Raw genomic sequence first — 22,207 nt, forward strand, 5'->3', positions numbered from 1 at the left:
TCTTCCCAGATTGGCAATTTCTTCTGGATTCAAAATATCCTGAGTTTGCTATTTATCGGAGTCATGATTGTGATTCTTGTTAAGACAGGCCATGGTTATCTCTTTCGCATTCCAAGAGAAAAATGGCTTTGGTATTCGATTTTGACAGTATTAGTGGTAGTGCTCCAGATCTCTTTTAACGTTCAGACAGCTAAACATGTTCAGTCAACTGCTGAAGGTTGGGCTGTATTGATTGGTTATAGTGGGACTAACTTTGCAGAGCTAGGTATCTATATAGCCCTGTTCTTTCTGATTCCACTGATGGAAGAGTTAATCTATAGAGGATTACTGCAACATGCTTTCTTTAAAGATTCGCGATTTGGCCTTGATTTGCTTCTTCCTTCCATTTTGTTTGCTCTTCCTCATTTTTCAAGTCTGCCTAGTCTGTTAGATATTTTCGTTTTTACAACATCTGGAATCATCTTTGCTGGTTTGACCCGCTATACCAAGAGCATTTATCCATCCTATGCGGTGCATGTGATCAATAATATTGTAGCGACCTTGCCATTTCTGCTGACTTTTTTACATAGGGTGTTTGGGTAAAATACTGGCTGGAGAGTTAGGAATTATAGTTTTTCAATTTATAAGCGAATTTCAGGAGAAAAATGAGAATGACACCATTAAAATGGTTTGCTGGAGGAAGTGAAAGACGTTGTGAAGCGATGACCATCATTGATCATCTATTGGAAGATATAAAGGCTGCGCCTCAACTTACTCCCTTGAAAAATCAGTTAGTGATTTATAAAAAACGATTAAAGGACGATGGGACTTCTACTCCGTTTATATTGAATCAAATGAACGTTGACATCTCACGTGTGTTGATTGATAACAAGCTAAGTTTGTCAGAAAGTCAAGCGAAGCAAATAAAAAAATTGAGAGAATTATCTGCGATTCGCTATGGTTACTGATGAAGTGCAGGGGTAGGACTCTTTCTACAATTTCCGGTCAAATAAATTGCATTCGTTTTCCCAAGTGGGTATACTAGTATAGTTGAATGAAAAATTCTGAAAATTTAAGAATAGAAAAGAGAACAAATCTTATGGCAAAAGATATTCGTGTCTTACTTTACTACCTTTATATTCCAATTGAAAACGCAGAGCAATTTGCTGCAGACCACTTGGCTTTCTGTAAATCAATCGGTCTCAAAGGCCGTATCCTAGTCGCTGACGAGGGAATTAACGGGACTGTTTCAGGTGACTACGAAACAACTCAAAAATACATGGACTACGTTCACAGCCTCCCAGGCATGGAAGACCTCTGGTTCAAGATTGACGAAGAAAGTGAACAAGCCTTCAAGAAGATGTTTGTTCGCTACAAGAAAGAAATTGTTCACCTTGGTTTGGAAGATAACGATTTTGACAACGACATCAACCCACTTGAAACGACGGGTGCTTACTTGTCTCCAAAAGAGTTCAAAGAAGCCCTTCTTGACGAAGATACCGTTGTCCTTGACACACGTAACGATTATGAGTACGACCTAGGACACTTCCGTGGGGCTATCCGCCCAGACATCCGCAACTTCCGTGAGTTGCCACAATGGGTCCGTGACAACAAGGAAAAATTCATGGACAAACGTGTCGTGGTTTACTGTACAGGTGGCGTTCGCTGTGAGAAATTCTCAGGCTGGATGGTGCGTGAAGGCTACAAAGATGTCGGCCAATTGCACGGAGGAATCGCAACTTACGGTAAAGATCCAGAAGTTCAAGGTGAGCTTTGGGATGGGAAAATGTACGTCTTTGACGAGCGTATCGCCGTCGATGTCAACCATGTCAACCCAACCATCGTAGGGAAAGACTGGTTTGATGGAACACCATGTGAACGCTATGTCAACTGTGGAAATCCCTTCTGTAACCGCCGTATTCTAACATCAGAAGAAAATGAAGACAAGTACCTCCGTGGATGCTCACACGAGTGTCGTGTTCACCCTCGCAACCGCTATGTTTCAGAAAATGAATTGACACAAGCAGAAGTGATCGAGCGTCTAGCAGCTATCGGTGAAAGCTTGGATCAAGTCGCTACTGTATAACATCAAACAGCTCCTCAGGGGCTGTTTTTCTATGCTTTTTATCTAAAAATCTAAAATTTGTTTCTGTATCTTTCAGGAAAATAGGTTATACTATATGTAAACGATTTCAAAGGAGACCAGTTATGGCGAAAACATTTTTTATCCCAAATAAAGAAAGCATTCTAGGACAACAGGAGGTCTTGACTGCCAAGTCCATCTTGGCTTTGGTGGAGGGCTTGGAGTCACACAGTTATGATGCGGTCTATCTCCGTCAGCCCCTCAATCGTCTCGAGTACGTGGAGTGTGGGATTGTAGGTCAGTCGCAATTTCTCTTCAAGGTGAACTATGCGGATAGTCGAAAAGGCTATCAAGTGGTGATTCCAGACTTCCTTACTAGAGCGGACTGGGAGATTGTAGAAGCTCTCCTCCAAGCCCTATCGAGCAAGTTGGGGCAAGTGGTAGAAGGGCTAGAAGGGTTTGAATTTGAAGCTTATTTCCGACAAATAGTTCAGAATTATCTAGCTGACAAAGCGGCTCGTCTAGTATACTGCCAAGGGCTCTTGTCCTCTATCTATCTCAACAAGGAATACCTCGAGAGCTTTTTGGCTGAGGATGGATTGGCACGTTTTGAAGAGCTAGTCAAGAAGGTTCAAGGCTCTGATGCCTACCTTGCCAGTGTGAAATTTTACCCAGACGCCCAAGGCAAGGTACACGGTATCTACCACCTAGCCCAAGGAGTCAAGACGATTTTACCTAAGGAACCCTTTGTACCAGCATCCTATACTGAGCAGCTGGCAGGAAAGGAACTTGTTTGGGAGATTGACCTAGTGACGATTTCTGGTGATGGCTCAAAAGCAGAAGACTATGAAGCCATCGCCCGCTTGGACTATGCAAGATTCCTAGAGTCACTACCAGAAGCATTTTACCACCAACTAGATGCCAATCAATTAGAAGTACAAGCCATCCTAGGACAAGATTTTGAAGAATTGGCAAGCATCGAGTAGGCCTTGTTTAAAAAAGAGTAGGCATAAAAATCCCTGTCATTAATAAATGGCAGGGATTTTGGTTAAAAGAAAGTCAGGATGCGAAGGTAGTCTACTGTCAGCGAGAGCTCTGCAATGAAGAAGGGTAAGAGAATAGCACCATCAAGTAAGACAGCTAGCAAGAAACGATAAAATGGGTCAAGGCTACTGGTCTTACTTGGCTTGCTAATCATAAAGAGATTTCCAAGGGCAAAGATGGCCATGCTTAGAAGAGTGAGGATACCAGCAAATCGTAAGCCACCAAAGAGTGCAAAGAAACTCGCTAGAGCCGTTAAGACAAGCGGAATAGCAAAGAGTCGGCTGTAACGATCGCAAGCTTCTTGGAATGTGAAGTCGCTCTCCTGATCCAGCACACGTCGGACAGTAAAGCCTCCCAAAATGATAGAAAAGTAAAATAGAGCGCTAGCGACTAAGATAGAAAGTCCAGCAAAGAGATTTAAAGGAGGGAGCTGGTTAGGTAAACTATTGGCAATAGATGCCATATAGCCATAGTAGAGGTGCTTGATATGATAGATACTAAAGAAAAGATTAATAGAAGACAGCAAAGTGAGCAGGCCAAAGACACTGTAACGATGCTTTTGGTCCGTAGTCTTGCTGGCAGTTGGTTCTTGGATAGCATCCAGCAGCCAAGTCCAAAATAGTGCGATTTCTTCTTTGAACCGGGCTGTTTTACGAGGGTCAATATCTGGGATATAGGGGCTTTCTAAAGCCTTGCTGAGGATGCTTTTCTCTTTTGCAGGGTTTTCTTGCTTGTGCTCCTCTTCAGCTTTCCCTTGTCCCTCTTCCTTGGTTTGGGCTTCTTCAATCATTTCGGGAGCTTCCTCCTCATGGGTTTCCAACTCTTTAGGTGAGACAGAAGTTTCTTCGCTTACTTGTGGTTCAGTTTCCACAGTTTCTGAAGTCTCAGGCTCGCTGGGCTGGTTTTCCGATTTCGTCTGAGGTGATTTCTTCTCAAGATCGGCACTTTCAAACCATTCTTGTGTCATGGTGGAACCTCCTTTTTTTATGGTCGTTTCTATCTTTAGCCTAGCAGATGAAAGCGTTTTTGTCAATGGTTTCTAGACGGAGCAGAGTGCTCTTCTTTAGGTAGGTAGATATCTTGGTTGGCTTTTGCAATGAGTAGATCTTTGATATCTGCTTTGTCTGTCTTGTATGGGTTGGCAAGTTCATTCTCTTTTTGTCCACGATGTTCTTCTTTGGGTTTATGATAGATACCACCATGTTGAGAAGAAAGATCTAGATTGATACGGTCAGTCTCTTTCTGGGAGAGAATGAGGTTTAGAGTGGAATGGGCCTCTAGCTCAACCTTGCCGTGGACCTTGATATTCTCAGCATAGATGTGTTCCCTTTCCGTCTTGACCTGGCTATCTGTAAATTCGGTATCAAAGATATTGATGATATGAGGTGTCGTTAGTGTACTATTCTTGATAGAGCTTTCTGTTATTCTTAAGAGATAGCCTTTTGTTTTGATTGTCGCATTTTCAAGATTGGCTTGACGAATATTGGTTTGTCCACGATTGGCTGAGACGGTGATAGCTTGCAATCTTCTTCCTTTAGGGAGGGAGAGAATGACTTCGTCAAAACGGTGAGAATAATTGCTGGCAATACGAAGTAGGCCTTCGATTCCTGAACCGAGAAAGCGATGTTGGGAGGCTTGTTTGTCAGTGACGCTTAGTGTTTTGTCACTCATGCCAGTAGTCAGATCGTGACGACCAGACACGGACGGATGATAGGTGATGTGGATCTTGTCATCTACAGACTCGGTGATGGTTAGGCTATGTTCCTCAAGGGTCAAATCAATTTTTTCCACCTCACTTCCGAAGGTCACTTCTTCGATACGATTGTCATAGACGGGGTCTTTTGACATGGCAAGCAAACTTTGAATACCATTGGACTGGGCGCCTACAATAATCATGATAAAACCAAGGATTGTAGAAACCACACCAAAAATGAGAAATCCTTTTGTCAATTTACGCATGTCTGTCACCTCTCTTTCCTTTTTTAAGAATCCATTGCACCAAGCGGACGATCAGGAGCCCAAAGAAACGAGCTACATAGGAGATGCCTAATAGAACAAGAGAAGAAGCACCGATAGCAAGCAAACCAGCCCCGAAAATCAAGATAAAGGCAGATTTGGCTTCGACTAGGACACTAAAGCTCTCTACGATAAAGACTCCGCCCAGCAGGATACCCGTCACAGAGACGGTAAAGAAGGCTAGAATGACGGAGGCGGCTGCGATAAAAAGCCCGATAATGGTTAATATAATTGCAATTCCAACAGGAATTCCGATAGGGGCTGCTAGTAAGGCAAGTAGGGCAATGTGTAGCAGTTGGCGGTCATTCTTTTGAGCAGGGGCTTCATTGACTTTTTTATCGAGAAGATCAGATAGGATATCATGGGCAGCTTCTTTTGGAGTTCCCAGACTGGCAATGAGTTCCTCTTCGCCCTCTGAACCCGCATCGTCAAATAGTTCCTTAAAGTAGTCCATAGCTTCGATGCGGTCAGCTTCAGGCAGTTTATTGAGATAAGTTTCTAACTGAGTCAGATAGTCAGTTCTTGTCATGGCGGATACTCCCTTCTATGATGCCGTTGACGGTGTCGGTATAGAGCGTCCACTCTTCCTTTAGAGTAACGAGCTGCTCTACGCCCCGATTGGTCAAGGAGTAGTATTTGCGCATACGCCCCTGAAACTCTCTAGAGTAGGTGGTCAGAAAGCCACTGGCTTCCAATTTTTTGAGAATGGGATAGAGCGTAGATTCTTTTATATTGGCGATGAGCTTAATGGTTTGACTAATCTCATAACCATAAGAATCCCCCTGCTCCAGTACAGCCAAGATGAGAAATTCGATCAAGGCAGAGGATGTTGGGAAGTACATGGGAAACCTCCTTTATATTATATAAAAATTTTATATATACTCTTTTCAAATATATTGTATCTCAAGTTGAAAGCCCTGTCAAGAAATATGTATAAAAATTTTACATATAAAAAACTCCTAGTATAAACTAGAAGTTTAGAGGATTTTTTCAGCCCGATCCACCATAAAGAGTGAGATAGTCATGATGATATCGATGACTAGAAGGGCAAGGACAGCTGGGATCCAAGATTGGAAAAGTTCAAAACTATAACCAAACAAGGCAGGTCCAAAAGCAGCTAAGATGTAGCCCCCTGTTTGCGCTAGTCCTGATAGCTGAGCTGTCTTTTCAGGAGAACTGGTTTTAAGAGAAAAGCAAACCATGAGGTAGGGGAAGAGGGCACTGCAGGCCGTTCCAATCAAGAGATGGACGACTAACCAGTAGAGGAAATTATTGGCTGGATACAAGAGCATGGCAATTCCCATCATACCAGCGATAGAGATAGTTGCCAGCATGATTCGACGATGACCATCTGACAGACGAGTGGTCAGACTTGGAACAGTCATTGAAAAAGGAATACTGATCAGTGAGAAGATAGAAGCCAGAAGAGCCGCATCACTATTAGAAAGACCAGCACTAACAGCCATAGTTGGCAACCAGGTCATACTTGTATAAAAGAGCAAGGACTGAAGCCCGCCAAAGATAATGATAGCCCAGACATCTTTACTTTTTAGAATATTCTCTTTGACTTGCTTTTCTTTTTGGCTTTCTAGGTGGTGGTTGTGGCGATGATTTGGCAACCAGACTAGCAGAGTGACCAGACAGAGAAAGCTGAGAACGAGGATGAGTCCCTTCCAAGAACTAGCTTGGGTGATAGGGACCGAAAGATAAGAAGCGATGGCTGTCGAAATTCCCATGGCAGTGACATAGAGAGTTGTTAGGAAACTAATCTTTTGAGGCTGATTTGCTTGGATCATACTTGGGAGGAGTACATTGAAGATCGCAATGCTTGCTCCCACAATTAAGGTCCCTAGATAGAGAAGGGGAAGATTGAAAATCCGAATGACAGAGCCAACAGTTAAGAGGAGGAGACAGTAAGTAAAGAGGTGTTCCAACCCGATTTTTTGTGCCAAGCGGCTTGCAAAAGCAGAGAAAAGAGCAAACATCAAGAGAGGGAGACTGGTTAAAATCCCAAGAGTGCTAACCTCCACTCCTAGTCCCTGAGCGATATCTCCTAAAATAGTTGGAAGAGCAGTAAAGGGAGATCGTAAAACGGTCCCGATTAAGACGATTCCTAGAACAAAAAAGAGTGATTGTTTTTTCATAAAAACCTCGATAGGATGATTTTAATAACAGCTTATTTTAAGGTTTTTTCCTTATAATGTCAAGTAATGACAGCCAAGACAGTTCAATCAATGGAAGTGAAAATAAAGTGAAAAGAGACAGATTTCTTTACTAGAATTTTCCTTGATTTGATATAAAAATAGGAAACTAGGAAATTTTGTGATAAAATAGTGGAAGGAAATCTATACATTGGAGAAAAACTGTGCCTGAAAAGCAAAAAATCAGCGTCTTGATGTCGGTCTATGTAAAGGAAAATCCGACGTTTTTAAGAGATGCTATCAAAAGTGTTCAAAACCAGACCTTGAAACCGAGCGAACTTGTTCTTGTTGAGGACGGCCCGCTCACACCCGAACTCTATCAGGTGCTAGATGAAGTGGAAGCTCAGTCAGACATTCCAGTTAAACGGTGCCCCTTAGAAGAAAATCAAGGTTTAGGCTTGGCTCTTCGATACGGCGTTTTACAGTGCCAGTATGATATTATTGCTCGCATGGATACGGATGATTTAGCCGTTCCGGATCGTTTTGAGAAACAGCTTCAGCTAATGGAGAAAGAAGATCTCGATCTCTTAGGTGGGCATATCGCAGAGTTCATTGACAATCCAGATGAGATTGTGTCTTATCGTCGTGTTCCAACTCAGCACGCAGACATTGTGGCTTATCAGAGAATGAGAAGCGCCTTTAACCATATGACAGTCATGTTCAAAAAGGACAGGGTCCTCAAGGCGGGCAACTATGAAGATGGCCTTTACATGGAGGATGACCTCCTTTGGCTCAATATGATTGCTGCAGGTGCCAAGACTGGGAACCTAGATCAAATCTTGTGTAAGGTTCGTGTCGGTGCAGGGATGTTTGAGCGTCGAGGTGGCTTGCGTTACCTTAGACTCTATCGTCAAGCTCGCCAGCGCATGCTTGAGCGAGGGCAAATTTCTTACATGGAATATGCTAAAAGTGTAGCCATTCAGGCAATTGTTGCACTTTGTCCAGGCTTTGTACGTCAGTTTATCTTCGTCAAACTTTTAAGAAAGAGAAAGTAAGCCCCGATAGACTGAATGATTTAGGCTATCATAACAACAGTATCATCTGACTCTTTTAAGGGGGAGTAAATTCCTATGAATAAAAAACTAACAGATTATGTGATTGATCTGGTTGAAATTTTAAATAAACAGCAAAAACAAGTGTTTTGGGGGATATTCGATATTTTGAGTATGGTGGTTTCCATCATCGTATCTTATATCTTGTTTTATGGCCTTATAAATCCTGCGCCTGTGGATTACGTGATCTACACTCTTTTAGCCTTCCTCCTCTATCAAATCATGATTGCGTTTTGGGGGCTAAATGCTAGTATCAGTCGTTATAGCAAGATTACGGATTTCATGAAAATCTTTTTCGGAGTGATGCTCAGCAGTGTTCTTTCTTATGGAATCTGCTATGCCTTTCTTCCATTGTTTTCTATCCGTTTCATCGTACTCTTCATTTTGTTGAGTACCTTCCTCATCTTGCTTCCTCGTATCACTTGGCAGCTGATTTATTCTAAGCGCAAGCAAGGTAGTGGAGATGGAGAGCATCGCCGTACCTTCTTGATCGGTGCTGGTGATGGTGGCGCCCTCTTTATGAACAGCTACCAACATCCAACTAGCGACCTTGAGCTAGTGGGGATTTTGGATAACGATGAAAAGAAAAAGGGACAAAAACTAGGTGGGATCCCAGTTCTGGGCTCTTATGATAATCTACCTGAATTAGCTAAACGTCACCAAATCGAGCGTGTCATCGTAGCGATCCCTTCGCTTGACCCATCAGAGTACGAACGCATCTTGCAGATGTGTAATAAGCTAGGCGTCAAATGTTACAAGATGCCTAAGGTTGAGACAGTCGTTCAAGGACTCCATCAACCAGGTAGTGGTTTCCAAAAAATTGATATCACAGACCTTTTGGGCCGTCAGGAAATTCGTCTCGACGAATCGCGTCTGGGTACTGAGATTACAGGCAAGACCATCCTGGTGACAGGGGCAGGTGGTTCGATTGGTTCAGAGATTTGTCGTCAGGTTAGTCGCTTTAATCCCGAGCGTATTGTCTTGCTTGGACATGGTGAAAACTCAATCTATCTCGTTTATCATGAATTGATCCGTACATTCCAAGGGATTGATTATGTTCCTGTTATTGCAGATATTCAAGACTATGATCGCCTCTTGCAGGTGTTTGAACAGTATAAACCAGCCATTGTCTACCATGCCGCTGCTCACAAGCACGTTCCGATGATGGAGCGCAATCCAAAAGAAGCCTTCAAAAACAATATCCTCGGAACCTACAATGTTGCCAAGGCTGTGGATGAGGCCAAAGTGCCTAAGATGGTCATGATTTCGACTGACAAAGCGGTCAATCCACCCAATGTTATGGGGGCAACCAAGCGCGTGGCAGAGTTGATTGTCACTGGCTTTAACCAACGCAGCAAATCAACCTACTGTGCAGTTCGTTTTGGGAATGTTCTGGGTAGCCGTGGTAGCGTGATTCCTGTCTTTGAACGCCAGATTGCTGAAGGTGGTCCTGTAACGGTGACAGACTTCCGTATGACGCGTTACTTCATGACCATTCCAGAGGCCAGTCGTCTGGTAATCCATGCTGGCGCTTATGCCAAGGACGGAGAAGTCTTTATCCTTGACATGGGCAAACCAGTCAAGATCTATGACTTGGCTAAGAAAATGGTCCTTCTAAGTGGGCACACGGAAAGTGAAATTCCAATCGTTGAGGTCGGTATCCGCCCAGGTGAAAAACTCTATGAAGAACTCTTGGTTTCGACCGAATTGGTTGATAACCAAGTCATGGACAAGATTTTCGTTGGTAAGGTAAATGTCATGCCTCTAGAAGCCATCAATCAAAAAATAGAGGAGTTCCGTTCACTCAGTGGAGATGAGCTCAAAGAAGCGATCATTTCTTTTGCAAATGAAACAACTCATGCTGAGTAAGAGTGTCCATCTACCTTCATAATGAAACAACTATCGCCAGTTTTCTGAGAGAATCAGAAAGCTGGTTTTTATAAATAGAGAGTAGAGAACATCGGATCTTTCAAAGGTTTAATAAGCGCAACTATTCAAGGGACGATGTTATGTGATCTATTAGGAGAGTGATTTCAGACAATCTAAAAACTACCTCTTTTTTAAGCTGGTAACATAACTTTGCGAAATAAGTATTAAAATCAAAAGGAGATTTTTGTATGCTGAGTGCTATTAGGAGTTTTTTCAAAGGCTATGCAAATTTTTCTGGTCGTTCCACACGTCCAGAATTTTGGTGGGTTTGGCTGCTAAATATGATAATTTTCTTGCCCGCCTACTACTCACTTTTTACTGGAGTAGAATCTGATAAAGCCATCAGGAATATTGCGGTCTTCAGTATGTGTATTATTTTGTTTATAGTAGAGTTTGTTCCTCTACTAGCACTGATAGTACGTCGCTTACGAGATGTGGGTATCCATTGGGCCTATATTTTTATTGTATTTGTTCCTTTGGGTGCAATAACACTGCTCGTTATGCTCGCTATGCCAAGTCAACGATTTGGAGAAAAAGTGATAGAGAATAGTGAAAAAGATAAAGATAAAGAGAATACGGAAGACTCTCGGTTTGAAGAAATGGTACGAAAATATTAAGATATTTCTACTTCATTTAAAAACGGCTGAGTCGCTTCGCCGCTTACGAGACGCTGGTTTCCACTGGGCCTTTATTTTCATAGCTTTGGTTCCTATCGTTGGACCGATTGCTCTTATTGTGATGCTTGCTTGGCCAAGTAAGAAGGATGAAGATGCAGATACTGAAGAACAGGATCAAATTACTGCTTAAGCATGGAGTTGATTCCTTCTGATAGTAACAACATATAAAAAATACTCCTCAACCTAGTTCACTAGTGTTAGGAGTATTTTTGTATGGTTAGAGCTGGCTAATGATATCGTCAATGGTACGGGCAATCCAGTCAGGCTGATAGCTGAGTAAATCAGCCTCTTCTCCAAATCCCCAAGTAACAGCAAACTTTTTAATGCCAGTTTCTTGAGCTCCGATCATATCAAACTTGGTGTCCCCAATGATGAGGACTTGGTCTGCAAGGAGTTGATGCGTTTGCAAAGCATGACGGATAACATCCGCCTTATGAGGTGTTTCAGGACTGGAACCGTAAATGCTGTCAAAGAAATGATGGATTCCCAGATTTTTAGTCATATCATGAGCAGTAGGAGTATTCTTTGTTGTAGTGATGTAGAGAGGGTAGTTTTGTGAAAGTTCTTGGAGTAATTCCGTTATTCGGGGGAAGAGTTGGGCTTCGTGAATGCCTTTTCTCTTGTAGTAAGAGCGGTATATCTGCACAGCTTCTGAGATTTGTTCCTTGGGAAGACATGTTGCAAAACTACTTTCAAGTGGTGGTCCCATAAAACCACGAATGGTTTTGGCATCAGGGCTTGGAACTCCTAGCTCTTTAAAGGTATGGGTAAAGGCATTATGGATCCCGATGGAACTGTCAACCAGGGTTCCGTCCAGATCAAAAAAGATAGCTGAGATAGAGGGCATGATTTCTCCTAACAGATAAACTTATTCTCCGAAGATTTCTTTTTGTAGGCGACGACCAGTAGGTGTGGCGGCGAGTCCACCCTCGGCCGTTTCACGAAAGGCAGTTGGAAGACTAGATCCGACTTGGTACATGGCATCGATGACTTCGTCAACAGGGATCTTAGACTCGATACCTGCCAAGGCCATGTCTGCTGCGATAAAGGCAAAGCTGGCTCCCATGGCATTGCGTTTGACACAGGGAACTTCGACCAAACCAGCGACGGGATCACAGATGAGGCCCAGCATATTTTTAATGACAAAGGCGATGGCTTGGCTAGCCTGATAGGGGGTCCCACCTGCAGCCAAGGTCAAGGCTGCGGCACTCATGGCAGAGGCAGAGCCAACTTCGGCCTGACAGCCACCTTCAGCACCTGAGATAGAGGCATTGTTTGCGATAACCAATCCAAAGGCACCAGCAGCAAAGAGGAAATCCAGCTGTTCTTCGTGGCTAAGGTCTAATTTTTGGATAGCAGCGGTGAGAACGGCTGGCAGACAGCCAGCACTTCCTGCGGTTGGAGTGGCACAGACCAAGCCCATCTTCGCATTGTGTTCATTGACCGCGATGGCATTACGGGCTGCTGATAGGATGGTAAAGTCCGACAAGGCCTTGCCACTTTTGAGATGGCGGTCTAGTTTGGCCGCGTCTCCACCCGTTAGGCCACTACGGGATTTGTTTTCACTGAGACCGAGCTCGACAGAGGCTTTCATGACTTCTAGATTGCGTTCCATGAGGAGGAGAACTTCTGGGCGTTCCCGACCTGTTAATTGATATTCTGTCGCAATCATGAGCTCTGCGACATTTCCTTGGAAGTCTAGATCCGCCTGCTCGACCAATTCTTTGATAGAATAAAACATGTTTCCTCCTACTTAAAGAAATTGACATTATGGAGATGAGGGATTTTTCGGATTTCTTCAATCGCCTCTTCGCAACTTCGGCTATCGACTTCGATAATCATAATGGCTTTTTCTCCAGCTTTTTCTCGAGTTACATTCATCTGCGCGATGTTGATATCGAAACGAGAGAGGGCTTCAGTAACATGGGCAATCATACCTGGAACGTCCTGATGCACGATGATAATGGTCGGTGTGTTCATGTTGAGAGAGACAGCAAAGCCGTTAAGTTCCGTAACTTGGATATTTCCTCCACCGATGGAAATTCCTGTCACACTGATGGATTTGTGTTCATTCTTCACAGTAATTTTAGTGGTATTAGGATGAGGAGCGTTGCTGTCTTTCTGAATGGTCCAGACAATCTTGATACCACGTTTATGGGCAATCTCTAGGCTATTTGGAATGTCGGGATCGTCCGTATCCATACCTAATATACCAGCGACGAGAGCAAGGTCGGTTCCATGACCACGGTAGGTTTTGGCAAATGAATTAAATAATTGGAATTCGACTTCTGTCGGCGTATCATCAAAGATGGAAGAGACGATTTTCCCGATGCGAACAGCTCCAGCAGTATGGCTACTTGATGGGCCAATCATAACTGGTCCGATAATGTCAAAGACAGATTGAAAACGAAGTGAGTGCATCTGTTTCCCCTTACAAAGATTCTTATATCTATTATATCAAAGAATGGACCTCTGCGCTTATTTCCCTTATCAAAAGCTTAAAATGATTAAAGTTAGTATAAAATAAGGTCTTTTGTGACAAAAACATCCTTAAAACGGTAAATATAAAACATTTTTGTAATATTTCTACATAAAACCGTTAAACAACGGTAACATTTAAAAGGTATCATAGATATATCCAATGGAAGGAGAATTTTTAGATATGTCATTAACAACTAAAAAAATTAAAACAACTATCGCAGGAGTAGCAACTTTGCTTGCTTTCTTTGCTCCATCACTTGCATCTGCCCAAGAAACTGTAACTTACACAGTTAAATCAGGTGATACTCTTTCAGAAATCGCTGAGAAGTACAACACAACTGTTGAAAAATTGGCAGCAAAAAATAACATCAAAGATATTCACCTTATCTTTGTTGACCAAGTTTTGGTTATCGAAGGAACAGCTCCATCGACAGCAACTGCAACCGCTGCAGCTTCAACAACAACTTATGAAGCACCAGCAGCTGCAGAAGAAGTAACTGAAACAACAACCTATGAAGCCCCAGCTGCACCAGCAGCTCCAGCAGCAGAAAGCAACACTGCAGCAGCTTCTACTGTAAGTGGTTCTGAAGCAGAAGCTAAAGAATGGATCGCTCAAAAAGAATCAGGTGGTAGCTACACAGCTACAAACGGACGTTACATCGGACGTTACCAATTGACAGATTCATACTTGAACGGTGACTACTCAGCTGAAAACCAAGAACGTGTAGCAGATGCCTACGTTACAGGACGTTACGGTTCATGGACAGCTGCCAAGAACTTCTGGCTTAACAACGGTTGGTACTAAGAATACAAGAGTCCTTTAGGGCTCTTTTTTGTTTCTCTATAACAAAAAGCGTAAGAATCTTCTCAGCAATGCTCAATTTGTATAATTCCAACAAAATCCTTCAAATTGTTTTAAAACTCAAATAGTATAAATAAGCTTGTTATGTGTAAAAATATATCATATAATAAGCTTTTTGTTGATTTGAATGAAATAAAATACAGTTTTTTTCTTGACAAACGAAAACGAGAGGAGTATTATTTATACAACAATAAAGTATAAAAATAAAAGGAGGCTCTTCTATGAATAAAGTGAAGAAGGTGTTGATGACGATGTTTGGTTTGCTTATGTTTCCCTTATTATTTGCTTGTAGTAACACTCAATCCCAAGGTGTTGAAGGCATTAAGGCTAAAGGAAAATTGGTGGTGGCCCTAAATCCAGAGTTTGCTCCATTCGAATACCAGAAATTGGTCGATGGGAAAAATCAGATTGTAGGTTCAGATGTTGAGCTAGCCAAAGCCATCGCAAAGGAACTAGGTGTAGAAGTGGAGCTCTCTCCAATGAGTTTTGACAATGTACTAGCTAGTCTTGATTCAGGTAAGGCCGATCTTGCCATATCAGGTGTTTCTAAAACGGAAGAGAGAAGTCAAGTTTACGATTTTTCAATTCCCTACTACACTTCGAAAAATAAGGTTATCGTAAGAAAATCTGAATTAACGAATTACCAATCAGTCAAGGATTTGGCCCAGAAAAAGGTTGGAGCGCAGAAAGGTTCTATCCAGGAAACTCTGGCTAAAGAAACCTTGCAGGATTCTTCTCTCGTTTCACTTCCTAAAAATGGAAATTTGATAACAGATTTGAAATCAGGGCAACTAGATGCGGTTATCTTTGAAGAACCAGTGGCGAAAGGATTTGTAGAGAATAATCCAGACCTAGCCATCGCTGAGTTTGATTTTGACAATGACAAAGAAGATTCCTACGCTGTGGCGATGAAAAAAGACAGTAAAGAATTAAAAGAGGCGGTTGACAAAACCATCCAGAAGTTGAAGGATTCTGGGGAGTTGGACAAATTGATTGACGATGCTTTTAAAGCCTCTATCGAAAAATAGAAAGAAGGAAGAGAAATGAGTAAGGAAAAAGTTATTTTAGCCTATTCAGGTGGATTGGATACATCGGTTGCTATTACATGGTTAAAAAAAGACTATGATGTAATCGCTGTTTGTATGGATGTGGGTGAAGGAAAAGATTTGGAGTTCATCCACGATAAAGCTCTCAAGGTTGGGGCTGTTGAGTCTTATGTCATTGATGTTAAGGAAGAATTTGCTAATGACTATGTTTTAGTGGCTCTTCAGGCACATGCTTACTACGAACAGAAGTATCCCTTGGTATCTGCTCTGAGTCGCCCTCTTATTTCAAAAAAACTCGTTGAAATAGCTCATCAGACGGGGGCAACCACAATTGCCCATGGTTGTACAGGCAAGGGAAACGACCAAGTTCGGTTTGAAGTCTCTATTGCAGCTTTGAATCCCAATTTAAAAGTAGTTGCGCCTGTTCGTGAGTGGAAATGGTCTCGTGAAGAAGAAATCCAATATGCCAAAGAAAACGGTGTCCCAGTTCCTGCTGACCTTGACAATCCTTACTCTGTCGATCAAAATCTTTGGGGACGTGCAAATGAATGTGGTGTCTTGGAAAACCCTTGGAACCAAGCGCCAGAAGAAGCATTTGGAATCACATCTTCGCCAGAAGAGGCGCCAGACAGTCCAGAATTTATTGACATTGAGTTTAGCTGTGGGGTACCCATCTCCCTCAATGGTGAGAAGATGAAAGTGGCGGATTTGATTCAAAAGCTCAATGAAATTGCGGGTAAACACGGTGTTGGTCGTATTGACCATGTGGAAAATCGCCTAGTTGGTATTAAGTCAAGAGAGATTTATGAGTGCCCAGGTGCTGTGACTTTATTGGCAGCTCATAAGGAGATTGAAGACTTGACTCTTGTGAGAGAAGTGGCTCATTTCAAACCTATTATCGAAAATGAGTTGTCCAATCTCATCTATAATGCCTTGTGGTTTAGCCCAGCAACTCAGGCTTTGATTGCCTATATCAAGGAGACACAGAAAGTTGTCAATGGAACTGCAAAAGTTAAACTTTATAAGGGGAACGCCCAGGTAGTGGCTCGGAAATCACCAAATTCTCTTTACGATGAAAATTTGGCGACTTATACCAGTGCGGATACCTTTGACCAAGATGCGGCTGTTGGATTTATCAAGCTTTGGGGGCTTCCGACTAAGGTTTATTCAGAAGTTCAGAAAAATGTTGAGTAGTGACGCGATAGAAAGGGACGACAGGATATGTCGAAAAATACAAAATTATGGGGTGGTCGATTTGAAGGCACTGTGGAAGATTGGGTAGAGCAGTTCGGTGCGAGTATTTCCTTTGATCATCAGCTGGCAAAATTTGATTTGATGGGTTCCCTAGCTCATGTTCAAATGCTAGGACAGACTGGCATTTTGAGCTTGGAAGAGGCAGAGCAGATCCAAGATGGTCTGAAAGCTTTGTTGCGAGATTTAGAGGCAGGGGAGCTTCATTTTGATATTGCAAATGAAGATATTCATATGAATATGGAAGTGTTGCTGACAGAGGAAATCGGTCCTCTGGCTGGGAAACTACATACGGCTCGTTCTCGGAATGACCAAGTCGCAACGGATATGCACTTATATCTAAAGGAGCAGCTTGGGCATGTTTTGGATAAGTTGGCGAATCTGAACAGTGTTTTGCTGGATTTGGCTGAAAAACATGTGGAAACCATCATGCCAGGCTATACCCATTTGCAGCACGCCCAACCGATTAGTTTTGCCCACCATCTCATGGCTTATTACAATATGTTCCAAAGGGATAGCGAACGCTTTGCATTTAACCTAAAACATACGGACCTATCTCCCCTGGGTGCGGCTGCATTAGCGGGGACAACTTTTCCAATCGATCGTCAATTATCGAGTGATTTATTGGGCTTCCAACAACCCTATACCAATTCCTTGGACGCAGTGAGTGACCGTGATTTTATCTTGGAATTTCTGTCAAATGCCAGCATGTTGATGATGCATATGAGTCGTTTTTGTGAGGAAATCATCAATTGGTGCAGTTTTGAGTATCAGTACATTAGCTTGTCTGATAGCTTTTCAACGGGTTCGTCTATCATGCCCCAGAAGAAAAATCCTGATATGGCCGAATTGATTCGAGGGAAGACAGGACGGGTTTACGGGCACTTGCTTGGACTATTGACCGTCATGAAGTCTTTGCCTCTGGCCTACAATAAGGATTTGCAAGAGGACAAGGAAGGCCTGTTTGATACAGTAGAAACGATTTTGAATTCTCTGGATGTGTTGGCAGGTATGCTATCGAGCATGCAGGTTAATAAGGCCAAAATGCAGCAATCTACAGAGAATGATTTTTCGAATGCGACCGAACTGGCAGATTATTTGGCTGAAAAAGGCCTCCCCTTTAGAGAAGCGCATGAAATAGTAGGGAAATTGGTTCTAGACTCTATCAAGCATAGTAAAAATATCCAAGATTGGGATTTGGAGGAGTTGCAAGCCTACCATCCCTTGATTGAAGAGGATATTTATATCTACTTGCGTCCAGAAACCGCTGTTCAGAGACGGAATTCCTTAGGAGGAACCGGCTTTGAGCAAGTGAAATACCAGATAGAACAAGCGAAGAAAGAACTTAAAGGGGAAAATTGATTCGTTTGCAAAGTAAGGAAGAGAGGTTGAGATGATTTATCAGCCTCTTTCTTGTCTTCTCCAATCAAGCGTGTTATAATGAATACTGCTCAAGCGACCTTCAATCGTGAAGCACACACGACCTTCAATCGTGAATAAACGAATAGATGGGAGACTTACCATGAGTGATAACTCTAAAACACGTGTTGTTGTGGGGATGAGTGGTGGTGTTGATTCGTCGGTGACGGCTCTCTTGCTCAAGGAGCAGGGCTACGATGTGATCGGTATCTTCATGAAGAACTGGGATGACACAGACGAAAACGGCGTCTGTACGGCGACCGAGGATTACAAGGATGTGGCTGCGGTGGCAGACCAGATCGGCATTCCCTACTACTCTGTTAATTTTGAAAAAGAGTACTGGGACCGCGTCTTTGAGTATTTCCTAGCGGAATACCGTGCGGGGCGCACGCCAAATCCAGATGTTATGTGCAACAAGGAAATCAAGTTCAAGGCCTTTTTGGACTATGCCATGACCTTGGGTGCAGATTATGTAGCGACTGGGCATTATGCTCGAGTGGCGCGTGATGAGGACGGGACAGTTCACATGCTTCGTGGCGTGGACAATGGCAAGGATCAGACCTATTTCCTCAGCCAACTTTCTCAAGAACAACTCCAAAAAACCATGTTCCCACTGGGGCATTTGGAAAAGCCTGAAGTTCGCAGACTAGCAGAAGAAGCTGGACTTGCGACCGCTAAGAAGAAAGACTCGACAGGGATTTGCTTTATCGGAGAAAAGAACTTTAAAAACTTTCTCAGCAACTACCTGCCAGCTCAGCCTGGTCGCATGATGACTGTGGATGGTCGCGATATGGGGGAGCATGCAGGTCTGATGTATTATACGATTGGTCAGCGTGGTGGACTCGGTATCGGTGGGCAACACGGCGGTGACAATGCACCGTGGTTCGTTGTCGGAAAAGACCTAAGCAAGAATATCCTCTATGTCGGCCAAGGATTCTACCATGATTCGCTCATGTCAACTAGCCTAGAGGCTAGTCAAGTTAACTTTACTCGTGACATGCCAGAGGAATTTACGCTAGAATGCACAGCTAAATTCCGCTACCGTCAGCCTGATTCTAAGGTGACTGTACATGTCAAAGGAGACAAGGCAGAGGTCATCTTTGCAGAGCCACAACGCGCGATTACACCAGGACAGGCAGTTGTCTTTTACGATGGCGAAGAGTGTCTAGGTGGCGGTTTGATTGACAATGCCTACCGCGATGGACAAGTTTGTCAGTACATTTAGATTGACAAATTTTCTCAATTTGCTACAATAATAAAAGCAATAGAAATGATGGTCAAAGCTCATGGATGTTGCAGGCTTTTTTGTCCTGCACTTCTTTGGAGTTTTGACTGTTTTTGTGTCGTTTAGAGGAAAGGACAAGAATGACTCAACAAGACTTTCGGACAAAAGTGGGAAATACGGTTTTTGGCGTTCGTGCGACAGCCTTGATTATCCAAAATGGCAAGCTCCTAGTTACCAAAGACAAGGGCAAGTATTACACAATTGGCGGTGCGATTCAAGTCAATGAAAGCACGGAAGAAGCGGTAATCCGTGAAGTGAGGGAAGAACTAGGTGTCAAAGCTCAAGCTGGGCAGCTAGCTTTCGTGGTTGAAAATCGTTTTGAACAAGACGGTGTTTCCTATCACAACATCGAGTTTCATTATCTGGTGGACTTGCTTGAGGATGCTCCGTTGACCATGCAGGAGGATGAGAAAAGGCAGCCCTGTGAGTGGATCAACTTGGATCAGCTCCAGAATATCCAGTTAGTTCCAGCCTTTTTAAAAACAGCTCTGCCAACTTGGGATGGCCAACTAAGACACATTCATCTTGAGGAATAGGAGAGAAAATGATGGTTAAGCTTATTGCCCATGTACTTATTCATAGTGGTGGTGATTATTTGCTCATTCAGCGTTCGGAAATTAAAAGAGGAGAACCCAACGTTTATCCAACTTACTGGGATATTCCTGGTGGCGGGGTTGAAAAGGGTGAACTTCCGCGAGATGGTGCTCTTAGAGAATGCATTGAAGAAGTGGGAGTTAGGCTAGATAGCAGTTCGTTCAAACTTCTTCACGAAGATAGTCAACTGGATACCTCTAAGGATACTGTCTTTACTCGCTTAGTTTATAAAGCAGAGTGGGTTGGGGAGAAGCCAATTATCAGATTAGATCCTGAAGAGCATACACATTTTAAATGGGTTACTATGGATCAAGCTCTAGAGGAGGAGAAGTTAGTTCCTTATTTGCGAGAAATTTTTGAAAGGTTAAGAAATGACTTATAATTTTACGGAAGAATACGATATTATTGTAATTGGTGCGGGGCACGCGGGGGTGGAAGCATCTCTAGCAGCCAGCCGTATGGGCTGTAAGGTTTTGCTTGCGACCATCAACATTGAAATGCTGGCTTTCATGCCTTGTAATCCTTCTATCGGCGGTTCTGCTAAGGGAATTGTCGTGCGTGAAGTCGATGCCCTCGGTGGCGAAATGGCCAAGACCATTGACAAGACTTACATCCAGATGAAGATGCTCAACACTGGGAAAGGTCCAGCTGTCCGTGCCCTTCGTGCGCAGGCTGACAAGGAACTTTACTCTAAGGAGATGCGCAAGACAGTTGAAAATCAAGAGAACCTGACCCTTCGTCAAACCATGATTGATGAGATTTTGGTGGAAGATGGCAAGGTAGTTGGTGTGAGAACAGCGACTCACCAAGAGTATGGAGCAAAAGCCGTTATTGTGACCACAGGAACAGCCCTCCGTGGGGAAATCATCATCGGCGACCTCAAGTACTCGTCAGGTCCTAACCACAGCCTAGCTTCGATTAACCTTGCTGATAACCTTAAGGAATTAGGCCTCGAAATTGGTCGTTTCAAGACAGGAACACCTCCACGTGTCAAGGCTTCTTCTATCAATTACGACGTGACAGAGATTCAGCCAGGGGACGAAGCGCCAAATCACTTCTCTTATACTTCGCGTGATAAAGACTATGTCAAAGATCAGGTGCCATGCTGGTTGACCTACACCAACGGTATCAGTCATGAGATTATCCAAAACAACCTCCACCGTGCGCCTATGTTCACAGGTGTGGTTAAGGGGGTGGGACCTCGTTACTGTCCATCAATTGAGGACAAGATTGTGCGCTTTGCGGACAAGGAACGTCACCAACTCTTCCTTGAGCCAGAAGGACGCAATACAGAGGAAGTCTATGTCCAAGGTCTTTCAACCAGTCTGCCTGAGGATGTCCAACGTGAGCTGGTTCATTCCATTAAAGGTCTGGAAAATGCAGAGATGATGCGAACAGGTTATGCCATTGAGTACGATATGGTCTTGCCACACCAGTTACGTGCGACTTTGGAAACCAAGAAAATCTCAGGACTCTTTACTGCTGGTCAGACAAATGGAACGTCAGGTTACGAAGAAGCTGCTGGTCAAGGGATTATCGCAGGTATCAATGCGGCTCTGAAAATCCAAGGCAAGCCTGAATTGATTTTGAAGCGCAGTGACGGTTATATTGGGGTCATGATTGACGATTTGGTGACAAAGGGAACTATTGAACCCTACCGTCTCTTGACCAGTCGTGCTGAATACCGTCTCATCCTCCGTCATGACAATGCTGATATGCGTTTGACCGAGATGGGTCGAGAGATTGGCCTTGTGGATGATGAACGCTGGGCTCGTTTTGAAATCAAGAAAAATCAATTTGACAATGAGATGAAGCGTCTTGACAGCATCAAACTTAAGCCAGTTAAGGAAACCAATGCTAAGGTTGAGGAGCTGGGCTTCAAGCCGTTGACAGATGCAGTGACAGCCAAAGAATTCCTTCGCCGTCCAGAAGTGTCTTATCAAGATGTGGTGGCCTTCATCGGACCAGCTGCAGAGGACTTGGATGACAAGATTATCGAATTGATTGAAACAGAAATCAAGTATGAAGGCTATATTTCCAAAGCTATGGATCAGGTTGCCAAGATGAAGCGCATGGAAGAAAAACGCATTCCAGCCAATATTGATTGGGATGATATTGATTCTATCGCGACAGAAGCTCGTCAGAAGTTCAAACTCATCAATCCAGAAACCATCGGCCAAGCTAGCCGCATTTCGGGAGTAAATCCAGCAGATATTTCTATTTTGATGGTCTATCTGGAAGGTAAAAATCGTAGTATTTCTAAAACCCAAGAAAAGAAAGTATAGAGA

At 43.2% G+C, this 22,207-nt stretch carries 24 protein-coding genes; 16 read left to right on the forward strand and 8 right to left on the reverse strand.

Translation table 11 applies throughout. The features are described from left to right. From NML69_RS03555 to NML69_RS03570, 4 genes are all read left to right on the forward strand, one after another. The coding region (locus tag NML69_RS03555) for a CPBP family intramembrane glutamic endopeptidase (protein ID WP_254725326.1) at nucleotides 1-582 on the forward strand (582 nt) is incomplete at its 5' end. A gap of 68 nt (nucleotides 583-650) precedes the next feature. Further along, on the forward strand, nucleotides 651-947 hold the full coding sequence (locus NML69_RS03560) for a bacteriocin immunity protein (RefSeq protein WP_254725327.1): 297 nt from the start codon (nucleotides 651-653) through the stop codon (nucleotides 945-947). Between the two features lie 131 nt (nucleotides 948-1,078). Beyond that, entirely contained in the window at nucleotides 1,079-2,065 is a 987-nt protein-coding gene (locus tag NML69_RS03565) for a rhodanese-related sulfurtransferase (RefSeq protein ID WP_254725328.1), read from the forward strand. A 122-nt stretch (nucleotides 2,066-2,187) separates the two neighbouring features. Further along, nucleotides 2,188-3,048 (forward strand): DUF4299 family protein, encoded by an 861-nt coding sequence (locus NML69_RS03570; RefSeq protein ID WP_254725329.1) that lies wholly within the window; start codon nucleotides 2,188-2,190, stop codon nucleotides 3,046-3,048. 62 nt (nucleotides 3,049-3,110) lie between these two features. Here NML69_RS03570 and NML69_RS03575 read toward each other — a convergent pair whose 3' ends face one another. The 5 genes from NML69_RS03575 to NML69_RS03595 all read right to left on the reverse strand — a co-directional run bounded on the left by NML69_RS03575 (nucleotide 3,111) and on the right by NML69_RS03595 (nucleotide 7,266). Beyond that, complete coding sequence (locus NML69_RS03575) at nucleotides 3,111-4,073, reverse strand: DUF6574 domain-containing protein (protein ID WP_254725330.1); 963 nt, start codon at nucleotides 4,071-4,073, stop codon at nucleotides 3,111-3,113. 62 nt (nucleotides 4,074-4,135) lie between these two features. Continuing rightward, nucleotides 4,136-5,065: a DUF4097 family beta strand repeat-containing protein gene (locus NML69_RS03580; RefSeq protein ID WP_254725331.1), complete on the reverse strand. Its 930-nt coding sequence runs from the start codon at nucleotides 5,063-5,065 to the stop codon at nucleotides 4,136-4,138. Continuing rightward, complete coding sequence (locus tag NML69_RS03585; protein WP_254725332.1) at nucleotides 5,058-5,651, reverse strand: DUF1700 domain-containing protein; 594 nt, start codon at nucleotides 5,649-5,651, stop codon at nucleotides 5,058-5,060. The genes NML69_RS03580 and NML69_RS03585 overlap by 8 nt, the downstream gene beginning before the upstream one ends. Continuing rightward, nucleotides 5,638-5,964, reverse strand: a complete 327-nt coding sequence (locus tag NML69_RS03590) for a PadR family transcriptional regulator (RefSeq protein ID WP_000273860.1) — start codon at nucleotides 5,962-5,964, stop codon at nucleotides 5,638-5,640. The genes NML69_RS03585 and NML69_RS03590 overlap by 14 nt, the downstream gene beginning before the upstream one ends. A 135-nt stretch (nucleotides 5,965-6,099) precedes the next feature. After that, complete coding sequence (locus NML69_RS03595; protein ID WP_254725333.1) at nucleotides 6,100-7,266, reverse strand: MFS transporter; 1,167 nt, start codon at nucleotides 7,264-7,266, stop codon at nucleotides 6,100-6,102. A gap of 221 nt (nucleotides 7,267-7,487) precedes the next feature. Between NML69_RS03595 and NML69_RS03600 the strand changes: the two genes are divergently transcribed. From NML69_RS03600 to NML69_RS03615, 4 genes are all read left to right on the forward strand, one after another. Further along, a complete protein-coding gene (locus NML69_RS03600) occupies nucleotides 7,488-8,318 on the forward strand; it encodes a glycosyltransferase (protein WP_254725334.1) in 831 nt (276 codons plus the stop codon). 75 nt (nucleotides 8,319-8,393) lie between these two features. Beyond that, nucleotides 8,394-10,244 (forward strand): nucleoside-diphosphate sugar epimerase/dehydratase, encoded by a 1,851-nt coding sequence (locus NML69_RS03605; protein WP_254725335.1) that lies wholly within the window; start codon nucleotides 8,394-8,396, stop codon nucleotides 10,242-10,244. A gap of 248 nt (nucleotides 10,245-10,492) precedes the next feature. Beyond that, on the forward strand, nucleotides 10,493-10,921 hold the full coding sequence (locus tag NML69_RS03610) for a DUF805 domain-containing protein (protein ID WP_254725336.1): 429 nt from the start codon (nucleotides 10,493-10,495) through the stop codon (nucleotides 10,919-10,921). Further along, nucleotides 10,896-11,111 (forward strand): DUF805 domain-containing protein, encoded by a 216-nt coding sequence (locus NML69_RS03615; RefSeq protein WP_215804251.1) that lies wholly within the window; start codon nucleotides 10,896-10,898, stop codon nucleotides 11,109-11,111. The genes NML69_RS03610 and NML69_RS03615 overlap by 26 nt, the downstream gene beginning before the upstream one ends. 87 nt (nucleotides 11,112-11,198) lie before the next feature. On the opposite strand, the gene NML69_RS03620 is transcribed toward NML69_RS03615, so the two are convergent. The 3 genes from NML69_RS03620 to sdaAB are packed head-to-tail and all read right to left on the reverse strand — an operon-like array spanning nucleotide 11,199 to nucleotide 13,402. Further along, the gene (locus tag NML69_RS03620) at nucleotides 11,199-11,828 is read right to left on the reverse strand and encodes an HAD hydrolase-like protein (protein WP_254725337.1); all 630 of its coding nucleotides are present in this window, start codon (nucleotides 11,826-11,828) and stop codon (nucleotides 11,199-11,201) included. Nucleotides 11,829-11,849: 21 nt separating this feature from the next. Beyond that, nucleotides 11,850-12,722 carry an L-serine ammonia-lyase, iron-sulfur-dependent, subunit alpha gene (sdaAA, locus tag NML69_RS03625; RefSeq protein WP_000500031.1) on the reverse strand — a complete coding sequence of 291 codons (873 nt, stop codon included), beginning with the start codon at nucleotides 12,720-12,722 and terminating at the stop codon, nucleotides 11,850-11,852. 8 nt (nucleotides 12,723-12,730) lie between these two features. Continuing rightward, nucleotides 12,731-13,402: an L-serine ammonia-lyase, iron-sulfur-dependent subunit beta gene (sdaAB, locus tag NML69_RS03630; protein ID WP_000555868.1), complete on the reverse strand. Its 672-nt coding sequence runs from the start codon at nucleotides 13,400-13,402 to the stop codon at nucleotides 12,731-12,733. 241 nt (nucleotides 13,403-13,643) lie between these two features. Here sdaAB and NML69_RS03635 point away from each other — a divergent pair, with 241 nt between their 5' ends. From NML69_RS03635 to mnmG, 8 genes are all read left to right on the forward strand, one after another. Continuing rightward, the gene (locus tag NML69_RS03635) at nucleotides 13,644-14,267 is read left to right on the forward strand and encodes a LysM domain-containing protein (RefSeq protein ID WP_254725338.1); all 624 of its coding nucleotides are present in this window, start codon (nucleotides 13,644-13,646) and stop codon (nucleotides 14,265-14,267) included. 278 nt (nucleotides 14,268-14,545) lie between these two features. Then, nucleotides 14,546-15,352, forward strand: a complete 807-nt coding sequence (locus NML69_RS03640) for an ABC transporter substrate-binding protein (RefSeq protein WP_061588571.1) — start codon at nucleotides 14,546-14,548, stop codon at nucleotides 15,350-15,352. Nucleotides 15,353-15,367: 15 nt separating this feature from the next. Continuing rightward, nucleotides 15,368-16,564 (forward strand): argininosuccinate synthase, encoded by a 1,197-nt coding sequence (locus NML69_RS03645; RefSeq protein ID WP_045592735.1) that lies wholly within the window; start codon nucleotides 15,368-15,370, stop codon nucleotides 16,562-16,564. 27 nt (nucleotides 16,565-16,591) lie between these two features. Further along, a complete protein-coding gene (gene argH / locus NML69_RS03650; RefSeq protein WP_254725339.1) occupies nucleotides 16,592-17,983 on the forward strand; it encodes an argininosuccinate lyase in 1,392 nt (463 codons plus the stop codon). Between the two features lie 160 nt (nucleotides 17,984-18,143). Next, the gene (mnmA, locus tag NML69_RS03655; RefSeq protein ID WP_254725340.1) at nucleotides 18,144-19,265 is read left to right on the forward strand and encodes a tRNA 2-thiouridine(34) synthase MnmA; all 1,122 of its coding nucleotides are present in this window, start codon (nucleotides 18,144-18,146) and stop codon (nucleotides 19,263-19,265) included. 140 nt (nucleotides 19,266-19,405) lie between these two features. Continuing rightward, entirely contained in the window at nucleotides 19,406-19,861 is a 456-nt protein-coding gene (locus tag NML69_RS03660; protein WP_254725341.1) for an NUDIX hydrolase, read from the forward strand. A gap of 8 nt (nucleotides 19,862-19,869) precedes the next feature. Further along, nucleotides 19,870-20,301, forward strand: coding sequence for an NUDIX hydrolase (locus NML69_RS03665; RefSeq protein WP_254725342.1), 432 nt, complete (start codon nucleotides 19,870-19,872; stop codon nucleotides 20,299-20,301). Then, the gene (mnmG, locus tag NML69_RS03670; protein ID WP_254725343.1) at nucleotides 20,291-22,204 is read left to right on the forward strand and encodes a tRNA uridine-5-carboxymethylaminomethyl(34) synthesis enzyme MnmG; all 1,914 of its coding nucleotides are present in this window, start codon (nucleotides 20,291-20,293) and stop codon (nucleotides 22,202-22,204) included. Before NML69_RS03665 ends, mnmG begins: the two co-directional genes overlap by 11 nt. Nucleotides 22,205-22,207: the final 3 nt, after the last annotated feature.

The sequence above is a fragment of the Streptococcus sp. CF8-6 genome (assembly GCF_024295845.1).
Lineage (GTDB): Bacteria > Bacillota > Bacilli > Lactobacillales > Streptococcaceae > Streptococcus > Streptococcus oralis_BO.